Raw genomic sequence first — 17896 nt, 5'->3', positions numbered from 1 at the left:
CCGAATTGCGGTCCGGAAGAAGACGACGATCGGATCCAGCAGCGGCCGCGGGGTCTGCCGGCTGCTGTTCGCGGCCGGCGGGCTGGTTCGCAGCGTCATCGCCGGTGAACCCAGAGTGATGTGAGACCAGAGTGACTCAGGGGGTGCGGGCGTGCAACTCGCACCGCTCCGGCCGGGAGCGCGAGGGCTCCTCAGGCAGGCGCCCTGCGGCCTTTGGCCCTGCGCACCGCGTCGATGAACTTGCGTACCGTGGGCGGCCCTGCTTTGCCGGGCGCCGGGTCGTGATCGGCGAGGGTGAGCCGATAGCGCGTGCCGTTCAGTTCGGCGAGGGCCCGGTCGTCGGCGGCGAACCATGGTTTGCCGGCCCGCACGGTCTGCACCGGCGCGCTGTCGATCTCACTGCCGTAACTGGTCAGTAGCTCGAACCTGCCGTCGGTGATGCGGATTTGACCCGCCCGGGTGAGGGAGCGCAGCCGTCGTCCGATCCGCACGCCTGTGGCCGTGAACTCCGGCTCCGCCATGACGTTCCGCCCCCTTGAGCGCTTCGGTATGTCGTTCCGTACGGGACCGCCTTCCCGTGCGGTGCAGTCTGCACGCACTGGACGTCGAGCACCAGTGCGTATGAAGACGTGGTCACAACTGGGGTCACAACTGGACGACGTCCCCTCCACAGTGTGCCGTGCCCTTGCCGCCACTGGCTGCGCCAGGTGTGCCTTTGAGGTGCTCAAAGGTGTGTTTATGCAGGTGAGAAGCGTGCGGAAGGTGCCTATGATCGAGGTGTCCTGCCCGCTCCGAGCGCGGCCAGGTTGACGCCAAGGAGCCGCGCGGTGAGCACCACACAGCAGGATCAAGCCGACGAGCCGATGACCACGCTCGACGTGGACCGCAGCGACGCGGAGTACCGGGCCTGGCTCAAAGAAGCCGTACGCAAAGTGCAGGCCGATGCCAACCGTTCCGCCGACACGCATCTGCTGCGCTTCCCGCTGCCGGAACAGTGGGGCATCGACCTGTATCTCAAGGACGAGTCGACCCACCCGACCGGCAGCCTCAAGCATCGCCTCGCCCGCTCGCTCTTCCTCTACGGCCTCTGCAACGGCTGGATCCGGCCAGGGCGACCGGTCATCGAGGCCTCCAGTGGCTCGACAGCCGTCTCCGAGGCGTACTTCGCGAAGCTGATCGGGGTGCCCTTCATCGCGGTGATGCCCCGCACCACCAGCGCCGAGAAGTGCCGACTCATCGAATTCCACGGCGGCCAGTGCCACTTCGTGGACGACTCACGCATGATGTACGCCGAGTCGGCCGCCCTCGCCGTCGAGACCGGCGGGCACTACATGGACCAGTTCACCTACGCGGAACGGGCGACGGACTGGCGGGGCAACAACAACATCGCCGAGTCGATCTACCAGCAGATGAGGCTGGAGCGCTATCCGGAACCCGCGTGGATCGTCGCCACGGCGGGCACGGGCGGCACCTCGGCGACCATCGCCCGCTACGTCCACTACATGCAGCACGACACCCGGCTCTGCGTCGCCGACCCCGAGAACTCGTGTTTCTTCGACGGCTGGACCCACCACGACCCGGATGCCACCAGCGACTGCGGATCCCGCATCGAGGGCATCGGCAGGCCGCGGATGGAGCCGAGCTTCGTGCCCGGCGCGATCGACCGCATGATGAAGGTGCCGGACGCGGCGAGCGTCGCCGCCGTGCGCGCCCTGGAGCAGGCGATCGGCCGCAAGGCGGGCGGCTCGACCGGCACCGGCCTGTGGAGCTCCCTGAAGATCGTCGCCGAGATGGTGGCCGAGGGCCGCACGGGCAGTGTCGTCACGCTCATCTGCGATCCGGGCGACCGCTATCTGGACAAGTACTACTCGGACGCGTGGCTGGCCGAACAGGGTCTGGACATCACGCCCTACGCGGCCGCGATCAAGTCGCTGCTCGCGAACGGCACATGGACCTAGTAGACCTCAACCGCAGTACGGGACTCAGGCGTTGGCCGCGGCCAAGCGCCGGTCGAGGGCGGTGACGGCGTCACGGAAGGCGCGGCCCATGCCCGGCCTGCCGAGCTTCAGGGCGAGGCGGAAGGGGGCGGCGCCGTCCGCGGCGAACGTCCACTGCACGCGGGTGCCGGTCCCGGACGGGGTGAGCCGCCACTCCTCGAGCAGGGCACGCAGGCCCGGGGCGTTCGACTCGTCGATGCGGTAGGCGTACCGCTCCGCCGCGTCGGCCGCGACGATCGTCTCCTGGAAGCGCGTGCCGCCCTTGAGGCGGACCTCGCGGCCCTTGCCGCCGTCCGCGCCCTCCGTCGGCCGGCACAGCGTGACCGCCGTGAACCACTCGGGCCAGCCGGCCATGTCGTCGGCGAGCGCGCGGTACACCGTCTGGGGGGACGCGCTCACCTCACGTGCGAAGACCAGGCGCAGCGGAGCGGACTCGGCGAACTCCAGCCCCACGGGCCTCAGTCGGCGTGCCATCGAACTCAGCCCCCAGCGGAATCGGGTCGTTGACCGGGCACCGTCACCATAGCTGGCGGCCCGTCAGATGTCTGCGGTGCTCCCGGCGTTCCCTGCCGGACCGACACCCGCGCCCTGCCCGACGCCCTCACCCTGCCCGACGCTCTCGCCTTGCTCGCCCTGCCCGTCGGTCCCCGGCTCCTCGGACTCGCCCGTGACCACCAGGCGCCGCAGATGCTCGGAGATCTCCACCCGTGCCTCCGCGGGCAGCCCCGCATCCGTCACCAGCGTGTCGACCTGCTCCAGGGTGGCGAACGAACTGAGGCCCACCGTGCCCCACTTGGTGTGGTCGGCGACCACGATGACCCGCCGCGCCGACTGCACCAGACGCCGGTTGGTCTCCGCCTCCGCGAGGTTCGGTGTGGACAGACCGGCCTCCGCCGATATGCCGTGCACGCCCAGGAAGAGCACATCGAAGTGCAGCGCGCCGATCGCCTGGTCGGCGACCGGGCCGACCAGCGAGTCCGAAGGAGTGCGCACACCGCCCGTGAGGACGACGGTGGCCGCGCCCTGACGCTGGCCCGAGGTGCGCTGCGCGGAGTGGAAGACATCCGCGACCCGCACCGAGTTCGTCACCACCGTCAGATCAGGCACGTCCAGGAGATGGTGCGCGAGCGCGTACGTCGTCGTGCCGCCCGAGAGCGCGATCGCCGTGCCCGGCGCCACCAGGGAGGCCGCGGTGCGCGCGATGTCCTCCTTGGCGTTCAGCTCCAGGCCCGACTTGGCCTCGAACCCCGGCTCGTGCGTGCTCGCCTCGACCACCGGGACGGCGCCGCCGTGCACCTTCTCCAGGACGCCCTGGCGGGCGAGGGCGTCGAGATCGCGGCGGACCGTCATGTCCGACACACCCAGCTTGCGGGTCAGTTCATTGACACGGACCCCGCCCCGACGGCGTACCTCATCGAGGATCAAGGCGCGGCGCTGCTCCGCGAGGAGGTTCTGATTCTCACTCACGTCCGTCCCGGCCCTTCTGCCTCGTCACACCCGTCGCGCTTGTCAATTGCGCTGCCTCATCCTCGCATGCGCCACCGACAGGCGGCCCACTGCCCGAGGCCGTGCGTTCACCCGGAACGGGGAGATTACGTGAGGGGAGGTGTGGACAGGGCCGTGAGCGGAGATCCTTGTGGCCTGACCACGCGCACGTTCGGGGGAACACGCGCACATCGGGGGAAGCGAACAGTGGCAGCTGACCACAGAGAAGAGACAGCTCTCGAACTCCTCGTCCATGGAGTGGGGGGCACCACATCCGAGGAGATGCTGGGCGATCCCAGGACCGTCCGGATCTCCGGCGACGAGACGGCGGCCGTGTTCCGCCGCACCGAGGACGCCGACGCCGAGAAGCGCCCGGACGACTACCGCGGCAAACCGGTCCCTGAGGCGTACGTCTGGTGCAATCTGACCTCCGGGAACGGCTCGCGGGCCCTATGGCTCCTGCTGCTTCCGTTCATGGTGGTCAACCTCGCGCACTGGATGCGCCCCACGTCGCGGCGCATGCGCAAGACGGTCCGTACGTACGGCCTCCTGGTGCGCCTGACCGGGCTCAGCCTCACCGTCCTGCTGGTCGCCGCCGCCTGCGAGGTCGCCATCGACCTGACGGCCTGGCAGTGCGCCGGCACGCCCGCGTGCGCCGCCGACCGCTCCTGGCTCGGCTTCCTGGCGACCGACGCCTCCGGACACGGCGGCTGGTGGAGCCAGCCGGGACGCCGCCTCGCGTTCGCCGCCCTGCTGCCCGCCGCACTCACCGGGCTGCTCTGGTACCTGTCCCAGCGCACCTGGAGCGCGTACGAGTCGCAGACACCGCTGCCCCACCAGGCCGACCCGGAGGAGGAGCCCGGACGCACCGCACTCGGCAAGCCCGGCTTCTGGTACGGGCGCCGCCTGGTGGCCCGCCTGCGCGCCGCGCACACGGCCGCCGGGTTCCTCACGGTGGCCGCCGCGGTCGGCACATCGGCCGCGCGCCACGACCGGCGCGCCGGCGGGCCCGCGCTGCTCGACGCCCTCGGCTGGATCCTCGACGTGACGCTCGTCCTGGGCGGGGGCATCGTCGTCCTGGTGGTCTGGCGCAGGGGCCGCAGCGAGAACAAACTCGACCGGCACCTCGACGAGAAACTGATCCGCAGCCTGCCCCTGGGAGCCCTCACCCTGCTCGTCCTGACGCTCCTGTACGCCGGGTGGTCACGCCCCGACTGGACCTCCCAGGGCAGGCTGCCGGGCAACGCGACCTTCGGAACCATCGCCCTCGGCCAAGGGCTCCTGGTCATCGCCCTCGCGGTGGTCGCCCGCCTCCTCTACCGCACGGCCCCCGACCCGCGCACCGCCCTGCGGGGCTTCGCCGGCCCCGCCGTCGCGATGCTGGCCTGCGCGCTCGGCGGTGTGATGTCCGGAGGCGGCGCCCAGCGCGTAGCCGACTGGCTCGACGGCGCGGGGGCACCAGGCTCCGGCGGCACCATCGACGGTCCGCCCGTGCTCCTGACCTGGCAGGCGTCCGTCATCCCGCCCCTCCTCGTGGTCGTCGCGGCACTCTGCGGCTGGCTCGGCGTCCGCACCCTGCGACGGGCACGCCGCGACCGGCCGAACATCCCGGGCGAGTACCCGGGCGAGCCCAAGGACGCGGCCCGCAGCCGCCGCATCGCGGGCACGCGCGCGCGTGCCGCACTCACCGACCGGGCCCCGCTCCTCGTCGGCATCACCTCGGCGGTGACACTGCTACTCGGCGCGGGGGCGCTCGTCGGCGCATGGGTGAGCGAGGAAGTCCCGAGCGAGGCCGCGCAGGGGCTGCCTCTCTTCTTCGAAGGAGCGGCCGAGACCTCGCAGGCGCTCGGCTCCTGGCTGATCGGCTTCGGCTTCATACTGTTCGTGACGTGGGGCCGCCGCGCCTACCGCGACCCCTCCGCGCGCCGCACCATCGGCATCCTGTGGGACGTCGGCACCTTCTGGCCGCGCGCCGCCCACCCCTTCGCCCCGCCCTGCTACGCCGAGCGTGCCGTCCCCGACCTCACCTGGCGCATGCACACCTGGACCCGCGCGACGCGCGCCACGGGCGGCAGGCTCGTCATCTCCGGCCACTCGCAGGGCAGCGTCCTGGCCGCCGCGGCCGCCTGGCAGCTGTGGCCATCCGTCCGCAAGAGGGTCGGCCTCCTCACGTACGGCTCGCCCCTTGAGCGCCTCTACGGACGCTGGTTCCCTGCCCACTTCGGCCCGGCCGCCCTCAGCTCGCTGCACCGCGAGGTCGACTGCTGGCGCAACCTCCACCGCACCACCGACCCCATCGGCGGGCCCGTCCGGGTCCAGCCCGACGGCGACGGACCGCAGGTCGACCGCGAAGCCCTCAAGGACCCCCTGGTCTACGGCCGCACGGAGGAACACCCGCTGCCCGCACCGATCCTGGGCCACGGGGACTACCAAGCCGATCCCGCCTTCGCCGAGGAGCGCGCACGGCTGCTCGCCCGGCTCAAGCCGGCCGTGCCGACGCCCCGGCCGGAGGCGACGCTCACGGCAGCTCCGGCAGATCCTCCGGATACAGCAGGGTGAGGTCGTCCGTGCTCGGCTCATCGAACTGGGCGACACGCCCCGCGTGCCGCTCCACCATCGCCTCGAACGTCTGGCGCGCGGTACGGCCGTTGCCGAACGCGGGGCCCTTCGGAAGCGCCGTGAAGTACTTCAGGAGGGCCTCGCCCGTCCCCGTGTCCAGGCGGTACTCGTGATCGTCGGCCTGCTGCTCGACGATCCGCAGCAGCTCCTCGGGGGAGTAGTCGCCGAAGGTGATGGTCCGTGAGAAGCGGGACGCCACACCGGGGTTGACGGACAGGAAGCGCTTCATCTCCGCGGTGTAGCCCGCGACGATCACCACCACCGCCTCGCGGTGGTCCTCCATCAGCTTCACCAGCGTGTCGATGGCCTCCCGGCCGAAGTCACGCCCGGAGTCCTCGGGCGAGAGGGCGTACGCCTCGTCGATGAACAGCACACCGCCACGCGCCCGGTCGAACGCCTCCTGGGTACGGATCGCCGTCGACCCGATGTGCTCGCCCACCAGGTCGACCCGCGACACCTCGACCAGATGCCCGCTCTCCAGGACGCCGAGCGACGCCAGGATCTCGCCGTAGAGCCGCGCCACGGTCGTCTTGCCGGTACCGGGTGAGCCGGTGAACACCAGATGGCGGCGCACGGACGCGGCCTTGAGCCCCGCGAGCTGCCTGCGCCGCCCCACCTCGATCATGTCGGTGAGGGCGCGCACCTCGCGCTTGACGCTGTCCAGGCCGACCAGCGCGTCGAGCTCACCGAGCACGTCCTTCGAGGAGCGGGACGGCGGCTCCGGGGCCGTGTTCTTCGCGGGCGCCTGGTCCGTGCGCTGACCGGGGATCATGCCGAGCAGCCCCACGGTCTGCGTGGCCGTCTGCGGGGCGGCCTCCTGCGCGGTGGCCGCCGCGGTCCGTACCCCGCCGCTCTCGTCGCTGGTGCAGTCCTCGACGAGCGGGCCGTCCTCCGCGAACTCGAAGCCGCCGCGCGCGCACCGCTCCGTACGGCACTTCTTCAGCGTCGTACGGCAGCCGTCGATGACGTGGAAGCCGTAGCCGCCGCTGTCCGTCACCCGGCAGCCGTGCAAGTTGCCGCGGCCGCCCGCGGAGACGTAGAAGCCCGCCTCCGCGGGGGAAGTGACCGTGCAGCGCTCGATGGTGGGGTCCGCGCCCTTGGTGACGATGACGCCCGTCTGGACGCCGTCGACCGTGCAGTTGGCCAGGGTGCCGCCGCTGCCGTGGTCGCGGAACCACGCGCCGGTGGCCGCCTCGCGGATGCGGCAGTCGTCCAGCTGCGCCGTCGCTCCGTCGCTCACGGACACCGCCGTGTTGCGCACCTGGGAGAGATCGCTGTCGACGACGTCGGCGCGCGAGCCGCGGTCGAGGACGAACAGCGCGTCCGGCACGTCGTGCACCCGGCAGGACTCCAGGACGACCGTCGCGCCGTCGCTGACCCACACCGCGGGGTAGTCGCCCGTGCTGTCGTGGATCTCGCACTGGTTGGCGTCCACGCGCGTGCCCGGGTCCCAGACCGAGAGGCCGTTGCGCCCGAACTGCCGCACGGTGGAACGGGTCAGGGTCAGGACCGAGCGGGAACGCAGGTCGATCGCGTTCTCCGGGATGTCGTGGATGCGGCAGTCGGCGAGCGTGAGCACGGCGTCCGTGTCGAGCGTGACGCCGTCCGACGTCGTGCGGTGCACGTCGCAGTCCGTCAGATGCGCCACGGCCCGGCCGGTGATCTGCACGCCCGAGCCCTTGACCTCGTACACCTCGCAGCCGATCGCCTCGAGCCCCGAGTGCTCACCGGTCACGGACAGCCCCGCTCCGGACGCGTGATGCACGCGGCAGCGCTCAAGACGGGGGTGCGCGCCGCCGCGCACGGCGATGCCCGACTGTCCGGCCGATACGACCTCGCACTCCTCGAAGACACCGCCGCCGCCGTCGAGCACGGCGATGCCGATGCCGCCGGGGTTGTCGACCGTGCAGCGGCGCACCGTGGGGCGCGCTCCGCCGCGCACCTCGATGCCGGTCGCGGACCGCGTCACCACGCGTACGTCGACGAGTTCGGGCGCCCCGTCCTCGACGAGCAGCGCGGGCGCGGCCGAGTCCTGTCCTTCGACGTGCAGGTCCTGGACCACGGCGGACGAACGGATGGTGAGCGGCACCCCGTCCGATGGCGCGATGCGGACGGAGCCGGGGGAGCCGTCGGGGCCGCGCAGCGTCACCGCCCGCTGGACGACGAGATTCTCGCGGTACGTGCCGGGGGCGATGGTGAGGACGTCTCCGTCGCTCGCGGCCTCCAAGGCGGCAGCGAGCGATACGTACTCACCCGTGCGGCGCCGCCACCGCGAGGTGCCGGTGTGCGTCACCTGGACCGTGCCCTGTGCCATGGAGTTGCTCTGCCCCCACCTTGTCGTACGCGGGACCTCACGACCTCGCGCAAGGCGCCGAAGAGTTCGGCCGGTCCACCGTAGCGCGCGCGGCGAGGGCGAGTTGACCCGATCGCCAGGCTCTCACCTGGTCATCGCCGGTCTCTCACCGGCCTCCAGAGCCGGCATCGGCGTCTCAGGAGCCGGTGCCGGTCCGTCCCCAGTCCGGCCCCGCCTTCTCCCAGGCCTGGTCCCAGCGGTCGTAGCGCCGAAGGACGATCCGCCAGACGACGATTCGCCTGGCCCCCTCGACGAGTCCGGTGACCGCCACGGCGGCGCCTATTCCGGCCAGTGCCGCGTGCGTGCTCGCGGTCGCGCCGTCCAGCGGGCGGCCGACCACTTGGCCCCGCTCGTCCGTCCAGAGCCGGAAGCGGTCGCCCGGGTCGGGTGACTCGAGGGCGGCGAGCACCGTGCCGGAGTGCGCCGTGCCGTCCGGAGCGATCCACTCGGCGAGCACACGGCTGTGCCTGTCGCGCGCGGACGACGTCTCGGGATCGGGGTCGACCGGGGGTCTCGACACCTTCCTGACCACCGTGCCGGTGACTTCGTGACGCACCTCGCGCTGTTCCCGCACCGACTGCAGCAGGGCGTCCCGCGAAGCACCGCCGATCGCGAGGCCGGCCAGCGGCGCGGCGACGGCGATGAGCAGTACGGCCGCACAGGCCACCCAGGCTTCGACGAGGTCGGTCTTCCGGCGCAGCGGATTGTGCCGCCAGCGCCAGAGTCCGACGAGCGCTCGCACAGTCCTGCACCCCCTTCCGCCTTCCGCGTCCGTCATAACCGCGTACGGCACGGATCACGCGTCGACGGGGAGAAGAGAGAGGCAGATCACCCTTCTCGTTCCCGCTCAACGACCGTGCCGGGCCTTCGAGTTCCCGGGCGGCGGAGGTTCAATCGAGGACGGTGAACGGGTCGCCGATCCGGACCGATCCGGTCGTCTCCGGCACCAGATTCTGGCCGAAGACCAGCTGGTCCCCGAAGCGCCGGTGCCTGGCGAGCGTCCGCAGCGGCTCCTTGCCGCGCTCCGCGCTGCGCTGGTCGGTGGTGGTCACGACACAGCGACCGCACTTCTTGGCCACCCTGAAGGTGACATCGCCGATCGCGACGCGCGACCAGTCGTCCTCGGCCCAGGGCGCCGTCCCGTCCACGACCACATTCGGCCGGAATCGGTTCATGGGGAGAGGGCCCTCGTCGGAGTGATCGCCCTGCGCGATGAGCGAGTTCAGGGCGTCGAGGGAGGAGAGCGTGGTCAGGAGCAGCGGATATCCGTCGGCGAAGGAGACGGTCTCGCCGTCCTTGGCGTACGCGGGATCGATGGGGCGCCGGGTGGCGGGGTCGTCGAGGTGGACGAGCCGGACGTCCGTGTCCAGATAGGCGCTGAACCAGTCGTGGGCGGCCGCGTCGGCGGGCACCGCGTCGACCTTGTCCTTCCAGATCTCCACCGTGACGGTCTCGCCGGAGGGCGGCACGGCGACCGTCAGCGGCTCCTGGCCGGGTGCGGACATGCGTATGCCGCCGCCGGGCAGGAGCTCGGCGGCGGCCAACGCCAGCCTCGGATGCGGCCGTTGCGTGATGATCCGTCCCGCGCTGTCCACCAGCACCCACCGTCGGTCACCCGCGAGCCCCCAGGGCTCGACGACGGCCTCACGCGGAGCGTGTCCCCCGACCGCCTTGAGCGGGTAGAAGTGGATCGAGTGCAGCGCTGGATTCGGCATGACGCCATCCTGCCAGCAGCCACTGACAGGGACGCATGCGGGCGAATCAGTAGCCGCGGTAGGGGCGGTTGTACGGATCCTCGTACGTCGCCGGGGCGGGGCGGGGCGCCGCGGGGCGCATGGCCTCGTAGCCCGTTCCGGCCGGGGGACGCTGTTGTTGCTGGGGGCCCGGATATCCGCGCGGCGCCGACGGCTGCTGCGGGATGTACGGCGCGGGCGCCTGCTGCAGCGGAGCGGGCTGCTGCGCGTAGCCGTACGCGGGGTTGTGGTGGGACGGTGCAGCCGGCAGTGCGGGCAGGGCTGACTGCAGTGCGGGCAGGTGACTGTGACTGCCCGTGTCGTACGCGGAGGGGACCCGGATCGGGGCGATCTGAGGAGTACCCCGCTCGGCGACAAGGGAGTCGTAGATCGGAGTGTCCGGGAAGGACGGCGCGGAGTAGTAACCGCCGCCATAGGTGGAGCGGGGGGAGGTCATGACACATAAGTTAAGCCCTTGATGTGCTGGTTGGGGAGACCGATAAGAGGGTTGTTTTACGTGTCGGTAGTGACCTGGCATCCCCAATGCGAGCGAACTTAGGAAAAATCGGTCGCGCGGCGGCGTAGGGATCGTGTAAAAGCCAAGCTCCGTACGGGTTACCGGCGGTTGACGCACGGTTGACGGAACGTCCGTGCGGCGGGGTGTCGGCGGTGGACATGGGCCTCCCAGGGGTCCGGGTAATAGGTTGGTCGTGAACGGGACGGCGGTCCGGCCGGACGTGGCGACTTGCGATGCGAACTTGTGATGCGAACTTGTGATGGGGGCGGACATGACAATGTCTAAAGGATCGAATGTTCCCGTGCCGGCACCTGCCGTGCGGGTCGAATTGGGGTGGTCTTCAGGAGCCGGGGTGCCGGACGCCGACGCGTCGGCTCTGCTCCTCGCCACTTCCGGAAAGGTCCGCTCGGACAACGACTTCGTCTTTTACAACCAGGCGGTCCACTCCTCGGGCGCGGTGCGGCACGAGGGGAAGAAGGCCGACGGCGGCCGGGTGACGGACGCGCTCGTGGTGGACCTCGCGCGCGTGGAGCCCGCCGTCGAGACCGTGGTGCTCGCCGCCTCGACGGACGGCGGCACCTTCGGGCAGGTCCCGGGCCTCTTCATCCGGGTCGTCGACGCGGCGAACGGCGCCGAGATCGCGCGCTACGACAGCGAGGACGCCACCGTGGAGACGGCGTTCGTCCTCGGTGAGCTCTACCGCCGCCAGGGAGCGTGGAAGTTCCGCGCCGTCGGGCAGGGTTACGGCAGCGGACTCCAGGGCCTTGCCACCGACTACGGGATCTCGGTGGACGAACCGGAGCAGGCGCCCGCCCCCGCTCCGGCCGCGGTGCAGCCTCCCGCGCCGCCGGTGACTCCCGCGGCCCCCGTTCAAGCCCCGCCGCCGCCCGCCCAGACGCCCGCTGCCGCCCCCGCGGCCCAGCCCGTGCGCCTCACCAAAGTCACGCTCACCAAGGAAGCGCCGTCCGTCTCGCTGAAAAAGCAGGGCGGCACGTCCGGCGCGATGCGCGTGAACCTCAACTGGGAGGTGCGCAAGCAGTTCAAGGGCTGGGCCAGCAAGCTCGGCCGGGCCGTGGCGATGCACGCGGACCTCGACCTGGACCTGTGCGCCCTGTACGAACTGGCCGACGGCCGCAAGGGCGTCGTCCAGGCGCTCGGCAACGCCTTCGGATCCCTCGACCAGCCCCCGTACCTGCTGCTCGACGGCGACGACCGCACCGGGGCCGTGTCCAGCGGCGAGAACCTCACGGTGAATCTCGACCACATCAAGGACTTCAAGCGCATCGTCATCTTCGTGACGATCTACGAAGGAGCGCGCAGCTTCGCCGACCTGAACGCCACGGTCACCCTGCAGCCGCAGCACGGCGCCTCCATCGACTTCTCGCTGGACGAGTGCACGGTGCCCTCCACGGTGTGCGCGCTCGCGCTGATCACGAACAACAACGGCGACCTCTTCATCCAGCGCGAGGCCCGCTACCTGGTCCCCGAACGCGGCGTGAGCCCGCAGCGCACCATCGACTACGCGTACGGCTGGGGCATGAACTGGACGCCCGGCAGGAAGTAGCCGCCTTCGCGGTGGTCAGTTCCGTTCGGGAGCGGGGTCGGGGCGGGTGTACGTCCGCCCCTTCCACGCCGCTCCACGCCCCCTGTAGTGCTGCACCGCCGAATCCACCGTCATCAGGAGATAGAGGAAAGCGGTGAACGGCAGCAGGGGAGCGAGCCAGAGAGTCTGCCGGTAGTAGCGCAGCATCGGGATGTACGTCGCCGTCATCACGAGCCACGCGACCCCGCCGAGCGCGGCGGGTGCGGCGCTGCCGGTGGCCAGGCCGCCGAACAGCGCGACCGGCGGCACCAGATAGATCAGGGCGAGCCCCAGGACCGTACCGAACAGGATCAGGGGGTTGTGGCGCAGTTGGGCGTAGGCGCTGCGCGAGACCATCCGCCAGAGGTCGCCGAGCCCGGGGTAGGGGCGCACGCTGTCGACGCGCTCCGCGAGCCCCAGCCAGATGCGGCCGCCCGAGCGCTTGACCGCCCTGGCGAGCGTCACGTCGTCGATCACCGCGTGCCGGATGGAGTCCGGGATTCCCGCGCGCTCGGCGGCGGCCGTGCTCAGCAGGACGCATCCGCCGGCCGCCGCGGCCGTGCGCGAGCCTCTCTTGGCGATCCAGCGGAACGGATACAGCTGCGCGAAGAAGTACACGAACGCCGGGACGACGAGCCGCTCCCACATGCTCGCGACGCGCAGCCGCGCCATCTGCGAGACAAGTTCAAAACCGGCCGTCTCCGCCGCAGCGACCAACTCCCGCAGACTGTCCGGCTCATGGGCGATGTCCGCGTCGGTGAGCAGCAGATACCGGGGCGCACGCGCGCGTGCCAGGCCGATGCCGTGCCGTACGGCCCACAGTTTGCCGGTCCAGCCGGGCGGTGGTTCTCCTGGCGAGCCGACGGTCAGCGGGAGACCCCCGTGCCGGTCGGCGAGGGACCGGGCCAGCGTTCCGGTGCCGTCCGAACTCCCGTCGTCTACAAGGAAGATCTCGGCCTGCCCCGGATAGTCCTGGGCAAGCAGCGAGGGCAGGCTCTCGGGCAGCACGGCGGCCTCGTCACGGGCCGGGACGACGACGCAGACCGAGGGCCAGGTGTCCGGGTCGCGGCGCGGCGGCAGACGCAGGTCCGTGCGCCAGAAGAAGCCCTGCCCCAACAGCAGCCACAGCCAGGCGGCAAGCGATGCGGCAGCGGTCCACACAACGGCGCTCATCCGCCGCAGTCTGCCCCACGCCGCCGGCCGCCGGAGGCCCATCGACTATGGTGACCGGGTGAAGATCGCGCTCATCGACTCCGGTATCGGCCTGCTCCCCGCCGCGGTGGCGGTACGTCGCCTGCGGCCGGACGCCGATCTCGTCCTCTCCTCGGACCCCGACGGACTGCCTTGGGGACCACGCTCCGCAGAGGACGTCATCGAGCGCTCCCTGGCCATCGCCGAGGCGGCCGCCGCCCACCACCCCCAAGCGCTGATCGTCGCCTGCAACACCTCGTCCGTGAGCGCACTGCCCGCCCTGCGCGCCCGCTTCGAACCCGACCTGCCCGTCATCGGGACCGTACCGGCGATCAAGCCGGCCGCGGCGGGCGGCGGCCCCATCGCCATCTGGGCCACCCCCGCCACCACCGGAAGCCCCTACCAGCGCGGCCTCATCGAGGAGTTCGCCGGCGGCGTCGACGTCACCGAGGTGCCTTGCCCCGGCCTCGCGGACGCCGTGCAGTACGCCGACGAGGCGGCCATCGACAAGGCGGTCGCCGCGGCAGCGGCCCTCACTCCGCGTGATGTAAGGGCCGTCGTCCTGGGCTGCACCCATTACGAGCTGGTCGGCGAGCGCATCCGCGCGGCCCTCCAGCAGCCCGGCCTTCCGCCCCTCGTCCTGCACGGCTCCGCCGGAGCGGTCGCCGCCCAGGCCCTGCGCAGGGCCGGCGAGCTGCCCGGCCCCGGCTCCGGCGCGGAAGGCGGCCTGACGGTGATCCTGAGCGGCCGCCCCGCCGAGCTGCCCGTCGCCGCCCACACGTACGCCGAAGGCAGGCTGCTCGCGGCGGTCACTCCCGCCCGCTGAGTCCCGTACGGACGTGTGAGGGGCCTGCGCCTCCGGGCCCCCTGCCCCGTCCGCGTACAGAGCGGTCCCGCCCGTACAACCGGAGCGGTGACGCTCCGCGATGCCGTGCCTTCCCTCCGGAACGTCGGTACTCTCGGTCGCATGAGGGACCACACCCACGGCGAGCGGGGCAGCACAGCCGACGCCCCGCCGGAAGTCTGGACCGGAAGCGCGACCAACCGCGTGCAGTGGCTGCTGGCGCTGGCCGGCGCCCTCTGCCTGGCACTGGGGATCGAGCTGGCCGTCGACAACATGTGGACGTCCGGGATCGCGGCCCTCGCCATGTCCGTCGTGGGGTGCATCGCCGCCGGGCTGCTGATCCTGTTCGGCACCCTCGCCTTCGTCCATGTCGACGTGAGGGTTGACAAGGACTGCCTGGAAGTGCGCTGCGGGCACATGGGCCTGCCGCGCCGCCGCATCCTCCTCTCCCACGTCGTGGGCGCCGAATTCGCGAAGGTCGTCTGTCCCAGACAGTGGGGCGGCTGGGGCTACCGCTCGCGGCCCGACATCGGCACCGCCGTCGTGGTCAGGCGGGGTGAGGGCCTGGTCCTCAGCCTGGGGGACGGCCGCAAGTTCACGGTCACCGTCGACGACGCCGAAGCGGCCGTACGGTTCATCCGCCGCCGGCTGTCCACGGTACGGAGCCCGGCGGCCTGACCTGCTCCGGTGCGTCGCCCAGCGGTCGCGCCGTGGCGATGCCCGCGAGGTATCCCGCACCCGTCGTCACCGCCGTGAGGCTCAGCGCGTTGCCGACCGAGGCCACGGCGGCCAGCGCCGTCAGGGCCGCGCCCGCCGACAGGACGACCTGGGTGGAGCGCGGCGAGCGGTACAGGGCGTACAGGAGCCAGCAGAACACCGCCGCGAGAAGGACCACGCCCACCAGACCCTGCTCGGCCGCCTGCTGCAACGGCGCCGAATGGGGCTTGCCGTCCGTGAGGAGCTGCTCGGCCACCGTGGGGCTGGCGTCGGCGAACCGGCCGGGGCCCACCCCGAGCGCCGGTTCCTGGCCCGTGAGCGAGAGCGCGTCCTGCCACAGCTGGACCCGGTTGCCGTCGAGCTGGCCCTCCAGGGACGCACTCAGCCCCTCCGGCAGTACGTCGTCGGCGATCGCCCACGTCAGTCCGGTCACCACCGCCGTCGCCAGGGCGAGGCCCGCGAGGCCGAGCACCCTGCGCCGCATCAGCGCGGTGGCCAGCGAACACAGCAGGATCCCGGCGCACGCGACGAGACCGGCCACCGAGCCGAGCACCGCCGCGGCCACCACGATCCCCACGGCGAGCAGCCGCATCGCGAGCCGCGCCGAAGGACTCCGAGCCGCCCACGCCGCGGAACAGGCGGCCCCCGAAGCCAGGATCAGGAGCGCGGCCGTGGCGCCGGTGTGGCCGAGCGGCGCCGCGCTGACGGGCCCCGGCGAGAGCTGCGGGGCCGCCGCCGCGAGGCCGACCCCGGCCAGCGCACCGGCGCAGGGCGCGGCGACCGGCAGCAGCGCGCCACAGATCCGCCCGCCCGCGTACCCCGCGGCCACGGCGAGCACCGCGAGGAGCACGCCCTCGGGCCGGCCGCCGTGCACCCCGGAGGTGATCAAGGTCCAGGCCGCGCACACGCCGAGCAGCGCGCAGCCCGTCGCGTCGGACGCGCTGCGCCGTTCGTACGCCCCTGATGGCCCGGCCGTCGTGGCCGTCCCCGTTGTCCCCACCCGTCGCCCCCCGCCGTATGACGGGCCCCGAACGCTGTGGCTCGATCCGGCCGCAGGTCAGGGACTCGGGCACACCGTAGTCGCTGGGACCGTGAGATGTGGACATCTTGCGCAGGAACGATCCGTCGATCGTGTGGACGAAACCGCCGGCGGCCGGTGCCCGCGGGAGAGGGGACGAAGCCGTGGCGGCCAGGCACGACCGTCCTGTCTCTGTCCACGTGACGCGCCGTACACTCCCCGAGTGACCGCCACCACCACCTCCGTAGACGAGTCGGAGCAGCTCGGAGCGCAGCCCGCGCCCGCATCGCGCAAGGTCCGCTTCCTGCGAGCGCTCGTCCCGGCCGCCGCGGCGGCACTCTCCGGAGTGCTGCTCTACGTCAGCTTTCCGCCACGCACCCTGTGGTGGCTGGCCCTGCCGGCCTTCGCGGTGTTCGCGTGGTGTCTGCACGGCCGCAGCTGGAAGGCGGGCCTCGGACTCGGCTATCTCTTCGGCCTCGGCTTCCTGCTGCCGCTCCTGGTGTGGACCGGCGTGGAGGTCGGGCCAGGGCCCTGGCTGGCGCTCGCAGCCATCGAAGCGATGTTCGTCGCCCTCGTCGGAGCGGGCGTCGCCGCCGTCTCCCGGCTGCCCGGATATCCGCTCTGGGCGGCCGCCCTCTGGATCACCGGTGAGGCGGCACGCGCGCGCGTGCCCTTCAGCGGATTCCCCTGGGGGAAGATCGCCTTCGGGCAGGCGGACGGCGTCTTCCTGCCGCTCGCCGCGCTCGGCGGCACCCCCGTGCTCGGGTTCGCGGTGGTCCTGTGCGGGTTCGGCCTGTACGAGATCGTCCGGCAGGTGTACGCCGCGCGCCGCACCCGCGTCGTGCGACGCGGTGCGGCGGCAGCGGCCCTGCTCAGCGTGCTCGTCCCGGTTGCCGGTGCCTTCGCCGCGCGCCCGCTCGTCAGCGACGACGCCGAGGACGGCACCGCGACCGTCGCCGCCATCCAGGGCAACGTCCCGCAGGCGGGCCTGGACTTCAACGCCCAGCGCCGCGCCGTGCTCGACCACCATGTGCGCGAGACCAAGCGGCTCGCGGACCGGGTCAAGGCGGGCAAGGCGAAGCAGCCCGACTTCGTCCTGTGGCCGGAGAACTCCTCCGACATCGACCCGTTCACCAACCCCGACGCCCACGCGGCCATCGAGCGCGCCGTCAAGGCGATCGGTGCCCCCATCTCGGTGGGCGGAGTCGTCCAGACCAAGGACGGCAAGCTCTTCAACGAGCAGATCCTCTGGGACCCGGAGAAGGGCCCCACGGACACCTACGACAAGCGGCAGATCCAGCCCTTCGGCGAGTACATCCCGCTGCGCGACGTCGTCGGCTTCTTCAGCAGCGACGTCGGCATGGTGCGCCAGGACTTCAGCCGCGGTTCAAAGCCCGGCGTCTTCACCATGGCGGGCACGAAGGTGGGCCTCGCCACCTGCTACGAAGCCGCCTTCGACTGGGCCGTGCGCGACACCGTCACCCACGGCGCGCAGCTGATCTCCGTACCCAGCAACAACGCGACGTTCGACCGCAGCGAGATGACCTACCAGCAGCTGGCCATGTCGCGGATCCGCGCCGTCGAGCACAGCCGCACCGTCACCGTCCCGGTGACCAGCGGCGTCAGCGCGATCATCATGCCGGACGGCCATGTCTCGCAGAAGACGAAGTGGTTCACCGCCGACTCACTCGTCCAGGAGGTGCCGCTGCGCTCGTCGCAGACCCCGGCCACCCGGCTCGGCGTCCTGCCCGAGGGCATCCTCGTGCTGATCGCCGCGGGCGGTCTCGGCTGGGCGGTGACGGGCGCCGTACGGGCCAGGCGCGCCCGCCGGTCCCGTTAG

At 71.7% G+C, this 17896-nt stretch carries 15 protein-coding genes; 6 read left to right on the top strand and 9 right to left on the bottom strand.

What is annotated here, in order from left to right; genetic code table 11:
• Positions 1-191 precede the first annotated feature (191 nt).
• Positions 192-521, bottom strand: a complete 330-nt coding sequence (locus E5671_RS09255) for a hypothetical protein (protein WP_160503361.1) — start codon at positions 519-521, stop codon at positions 192-194.
• 342 nt (positions 522-863) lie between these two features.
• Between E5671_RS09255 and E5671_RS09250 the strand changes: the two genes are divergently transcribed.
• Positions 864-1958, top strand: coding sequence for a PLP-dependent cysteine synthase family protein (locus E5671_RS09250; RefSeq protein ID WP_160510079.1), 1095 nt, complete (start codon positions 864-866; stop codon positions 1956-1958).
• Between the two features lie 24 nt (positions 1959-1982).
• Here the strand turns inward: E5671_RS09250 and E5671_RS09245 are convergent, their stop codons facing one another.
• On the bottom strand, positions 1983-2471 hold the full coding sequence (locus tag E5671_RS09245; protein ID WP_160503360.1) for an SRPBCC family protein: 489 nt from the start codon (positions 2469-2471) through the stop codon (positions 1983-1985).
• A 63-nt stretch (positions 2472-2534) separates the two neighbouring features.
• Entirely contained in the window at positions 2535-3464 is a 930-nt protein-coding gene (locus E5671_RS09240; RefSeq protein ID WP_336605716.1) for a DeoR/GlpR family DNA-binding transcription regulator, read from the bottom strand.
• A gap of 300 nt (positions 3465-3764) precedes the next feature.
• Between E5671_RS09240 and E5671_RS09235 the strand changes: the two genes are divergently transcribed.
• On the top strand, positions 3765-6041 hold the full coding sequence (locus E5671_RS09235) for a hypothetical protein (RefSeq protein WP_202121656.1): 2277 nt from the start codon (positions 3765-3767) through the stop codon (positions 6039-6041).
• Here E5671_RS09235 and E5671_RS09230 read toward each other — a convergent pair.
• From E5671_RS09230 to E5671_RS09215, 4 genes are all read right to left on the bottom strand, one after another.
• Positions 6001-8415: a right-handed parallel beta-helix repeat-containing protein gene (locus E5671_RS09230; RefSeq protein ID WP_160503358.1), complete on the bottom strand. Its 2415-nt coding sequence runs from the start codon at positions 8413-8415 to the stop codon at positions 6001-6003. The genes E5671_RS09235 and E5671_RS09230 overlap by 41 nt on opposite strands.
• A gap of 175 nt (positions 8416-8590) precedes the next feature.
• Positions 8591-9196 carry an Rv1733c family protein gene (locus E5671_RS09225; RefSeq protein WP_336605715.1) on the bottom strand — a complete coding sequence of 202 codons (606 nt, stop codon included), beginning with the start codon at positions 9194-9196 and terminating at the stop codon, positions 8591-8593.
• Between the two features lie 148 nt (positions 9197-9344).
• Positions 9345-10169 (bottom strand): MOSC domain-containing protein, encoded by an 825-nt coding sequence (locus E5671_RS09220; RefSeq protein WP_160503356.1) that lies wholly within the window; start codon positions 10167-10169, stop codon positions 9345-9347.
• Between the two features lie 46 nt (positions 10170-10215).
• On the bottom strand, positions 10216-10644 hold the full coding sequence (locus tag E5671_RS09215) for a DUF6643 family protein (RefSeq protein WP_160503355.1): 429 nt from the start codon (positions 10642-10644) through the stop codon (positions 10216-10218).
• 319 nt (positions 10645-10963) lie between these two features.
• On the opposite strand from E5671_RS09215, the gene E5671_RS09210 reads away from it, so the two are divergent.
• Entirely contained in the window at positions 10964-12268 is a 1305-nt protein-coding gene (locus E5671_RS09210) for a TerD family protein (protein WP_160503354.1), read from the top strand.
• Between the two features lie 15 nt (positions 12269-12283).
• On the opposite strand, the gene E5671_RS09205 is transcribed toward E5671_RS09210, so the two are convergent.
• Positions 12284-13459 (bottom strand): glycosyltransferase, encoded by a 1176-nt coding sequence (locus E5671_RS09205; protein ID WP_160503353.1) that lies wholly within the window; start codon positions 13457-13459, stop codon positions 12284-12286.
• 58 nt (positions 13460-13517) lie between these two features.
• Here E5671_RS09205 and E5671_RS09200 point away from each other — a divergent pair, with 58 nt between their 5' ends.
• Positions 13518-14303 carry an aspartate/glutamate racemase family protein gene (locus E5671_RS09200; protein ID WP_160503352.1) on the top strand — a complete coding sequence of 262 codons (786 nt, stop codon included), beginning with the start codon at positions 13518-13520 and terminating at the stop codon, positions 14301-14303.
• A 141-nt stretch (positions 14304-14444) separates the two neighbouring features.
• On the top strand, positions 14445-14999 hold the full coding sequence (locus E5671_RS09195; RefSeq protein ID WP_160503351.1) for a hypothetical protein: 555 nt from the start codon (positions 14445-14447) through the stop codon (positions 14997-14999).
• On the opposite strand, the gene E5671_RS09190 is transcribed toward E5671_RS09195, so the two are convergent.
• Positions 14956-16038, bottom strand: a complete 1083-nt coding sequence (locus tag E5671_RS09190) for an O-antigen ligase family protein (protein ID WP_160503350.1) — start codon at positions 16036-16038, stop codon at positions 14956-14958. The genes E5671_RS09195 and E5671_RS09190 overlap by 44 nt on opposite strands.
• A 241-nt stretch (positions 16039-16279) precedes the next feature.
• Here E5671_RS09190 and lnt point away from each other — a divergent pair, with 241 nt between their 5' ends.
• Positions 16280-17896, top strand: a complete 1617-nt coding sequence (lnt, locus tag E5671_RS09185; RefSeq protein WP_160503349.1) for an apolipoprotein N-acyltransferase — start codon at positions 16280-16282, stop codon at positions 17894-17896.

Origin of the sequence: Streptomyces sp. BA2 (genome assembly GCF_009769735.1) — a bacterium.
In the GTDB taxonomy this organism is placed as follows: Bacteria; Actinomycetota; Actinomycetes; order Streptomycetales; family Streptomycetaceae; genus Streptomyces.
This window is presented reverse-complemented; position numbering and strand designations above follow the sequence as displayed.

Bases quoted from the DNA above. Each gene is read 5' to 3' on its own strand.
- E5671_RS09235 (WP_202121656.1), top strand. From the start codon at position 3,765: ATGCTGGGCGATCCCAGGACCGTCCGGATCTCCGGCGACGAGACGGCG.
- E5671_RS09195 (WP_160503351.1), top strand. From the start codon at position 14,445: ATGAGGGACCACACCCACGGCGAGCGGGGCAGCACAGCCGACGCCCCG.
- E5671_RS09245 (WP_160503360.1), bottom strand. From the start codon at position 2,471: ATGGCACGCCGACTGAGGCCCGTGGGGCTGGAGTTCGCCGAGTCCGCT.
- E5671_RS09255 (WP_160503361.1), bottom strand. From the start codon at position 521: ATGGCGGAGCCGGAGTTCACGGCCACAGGCGTGCGGATCGGACGACGG.
- E5671_RS09230 (WP_160503358.1), bottom strand. From the start codon at position 8,415: ATGGCACAGGGCACGGTCCAGGTGACGCACACCGGCACCTCGCGGTGG.
- E5671_RS09250 (WP_160510079.1), top strand. From the start codon at position 864: ATGACCACGCTCGACGTGGACCGCAGCGACGCGGAGTACCGGGCCTGG.
- E5671_RS09215 (WP_160503355.1), bottom strand. From the start codon at position 10,644: ATGACCTCCCCCCGCTCCACCTATGGCGGCGGTTACTACTCCGCGCCG.
- E5671_RS09205 (WP_160503353.1), bottom strand. From the start codon at position 13,459: ATGAGCGCCGTTGTGTGGACCGCTGCCGCATCGCTTGCCGCCTGGCTG.
- E5671_RS09210 (WP_160503354.1), top strand. From the start codon at position 10,964: ATGGGGGCGGACATGACAATGTCTAAAGGATCGAATGTTCCCGTGCCG.
- E5671_RS09220 (WP_160503356.1), bottom strand. From the start codon at position 10,169: ATGCCGAATCCAGCGCTGCACTCGATCCACTTCTACCCGCTCAAGGCG.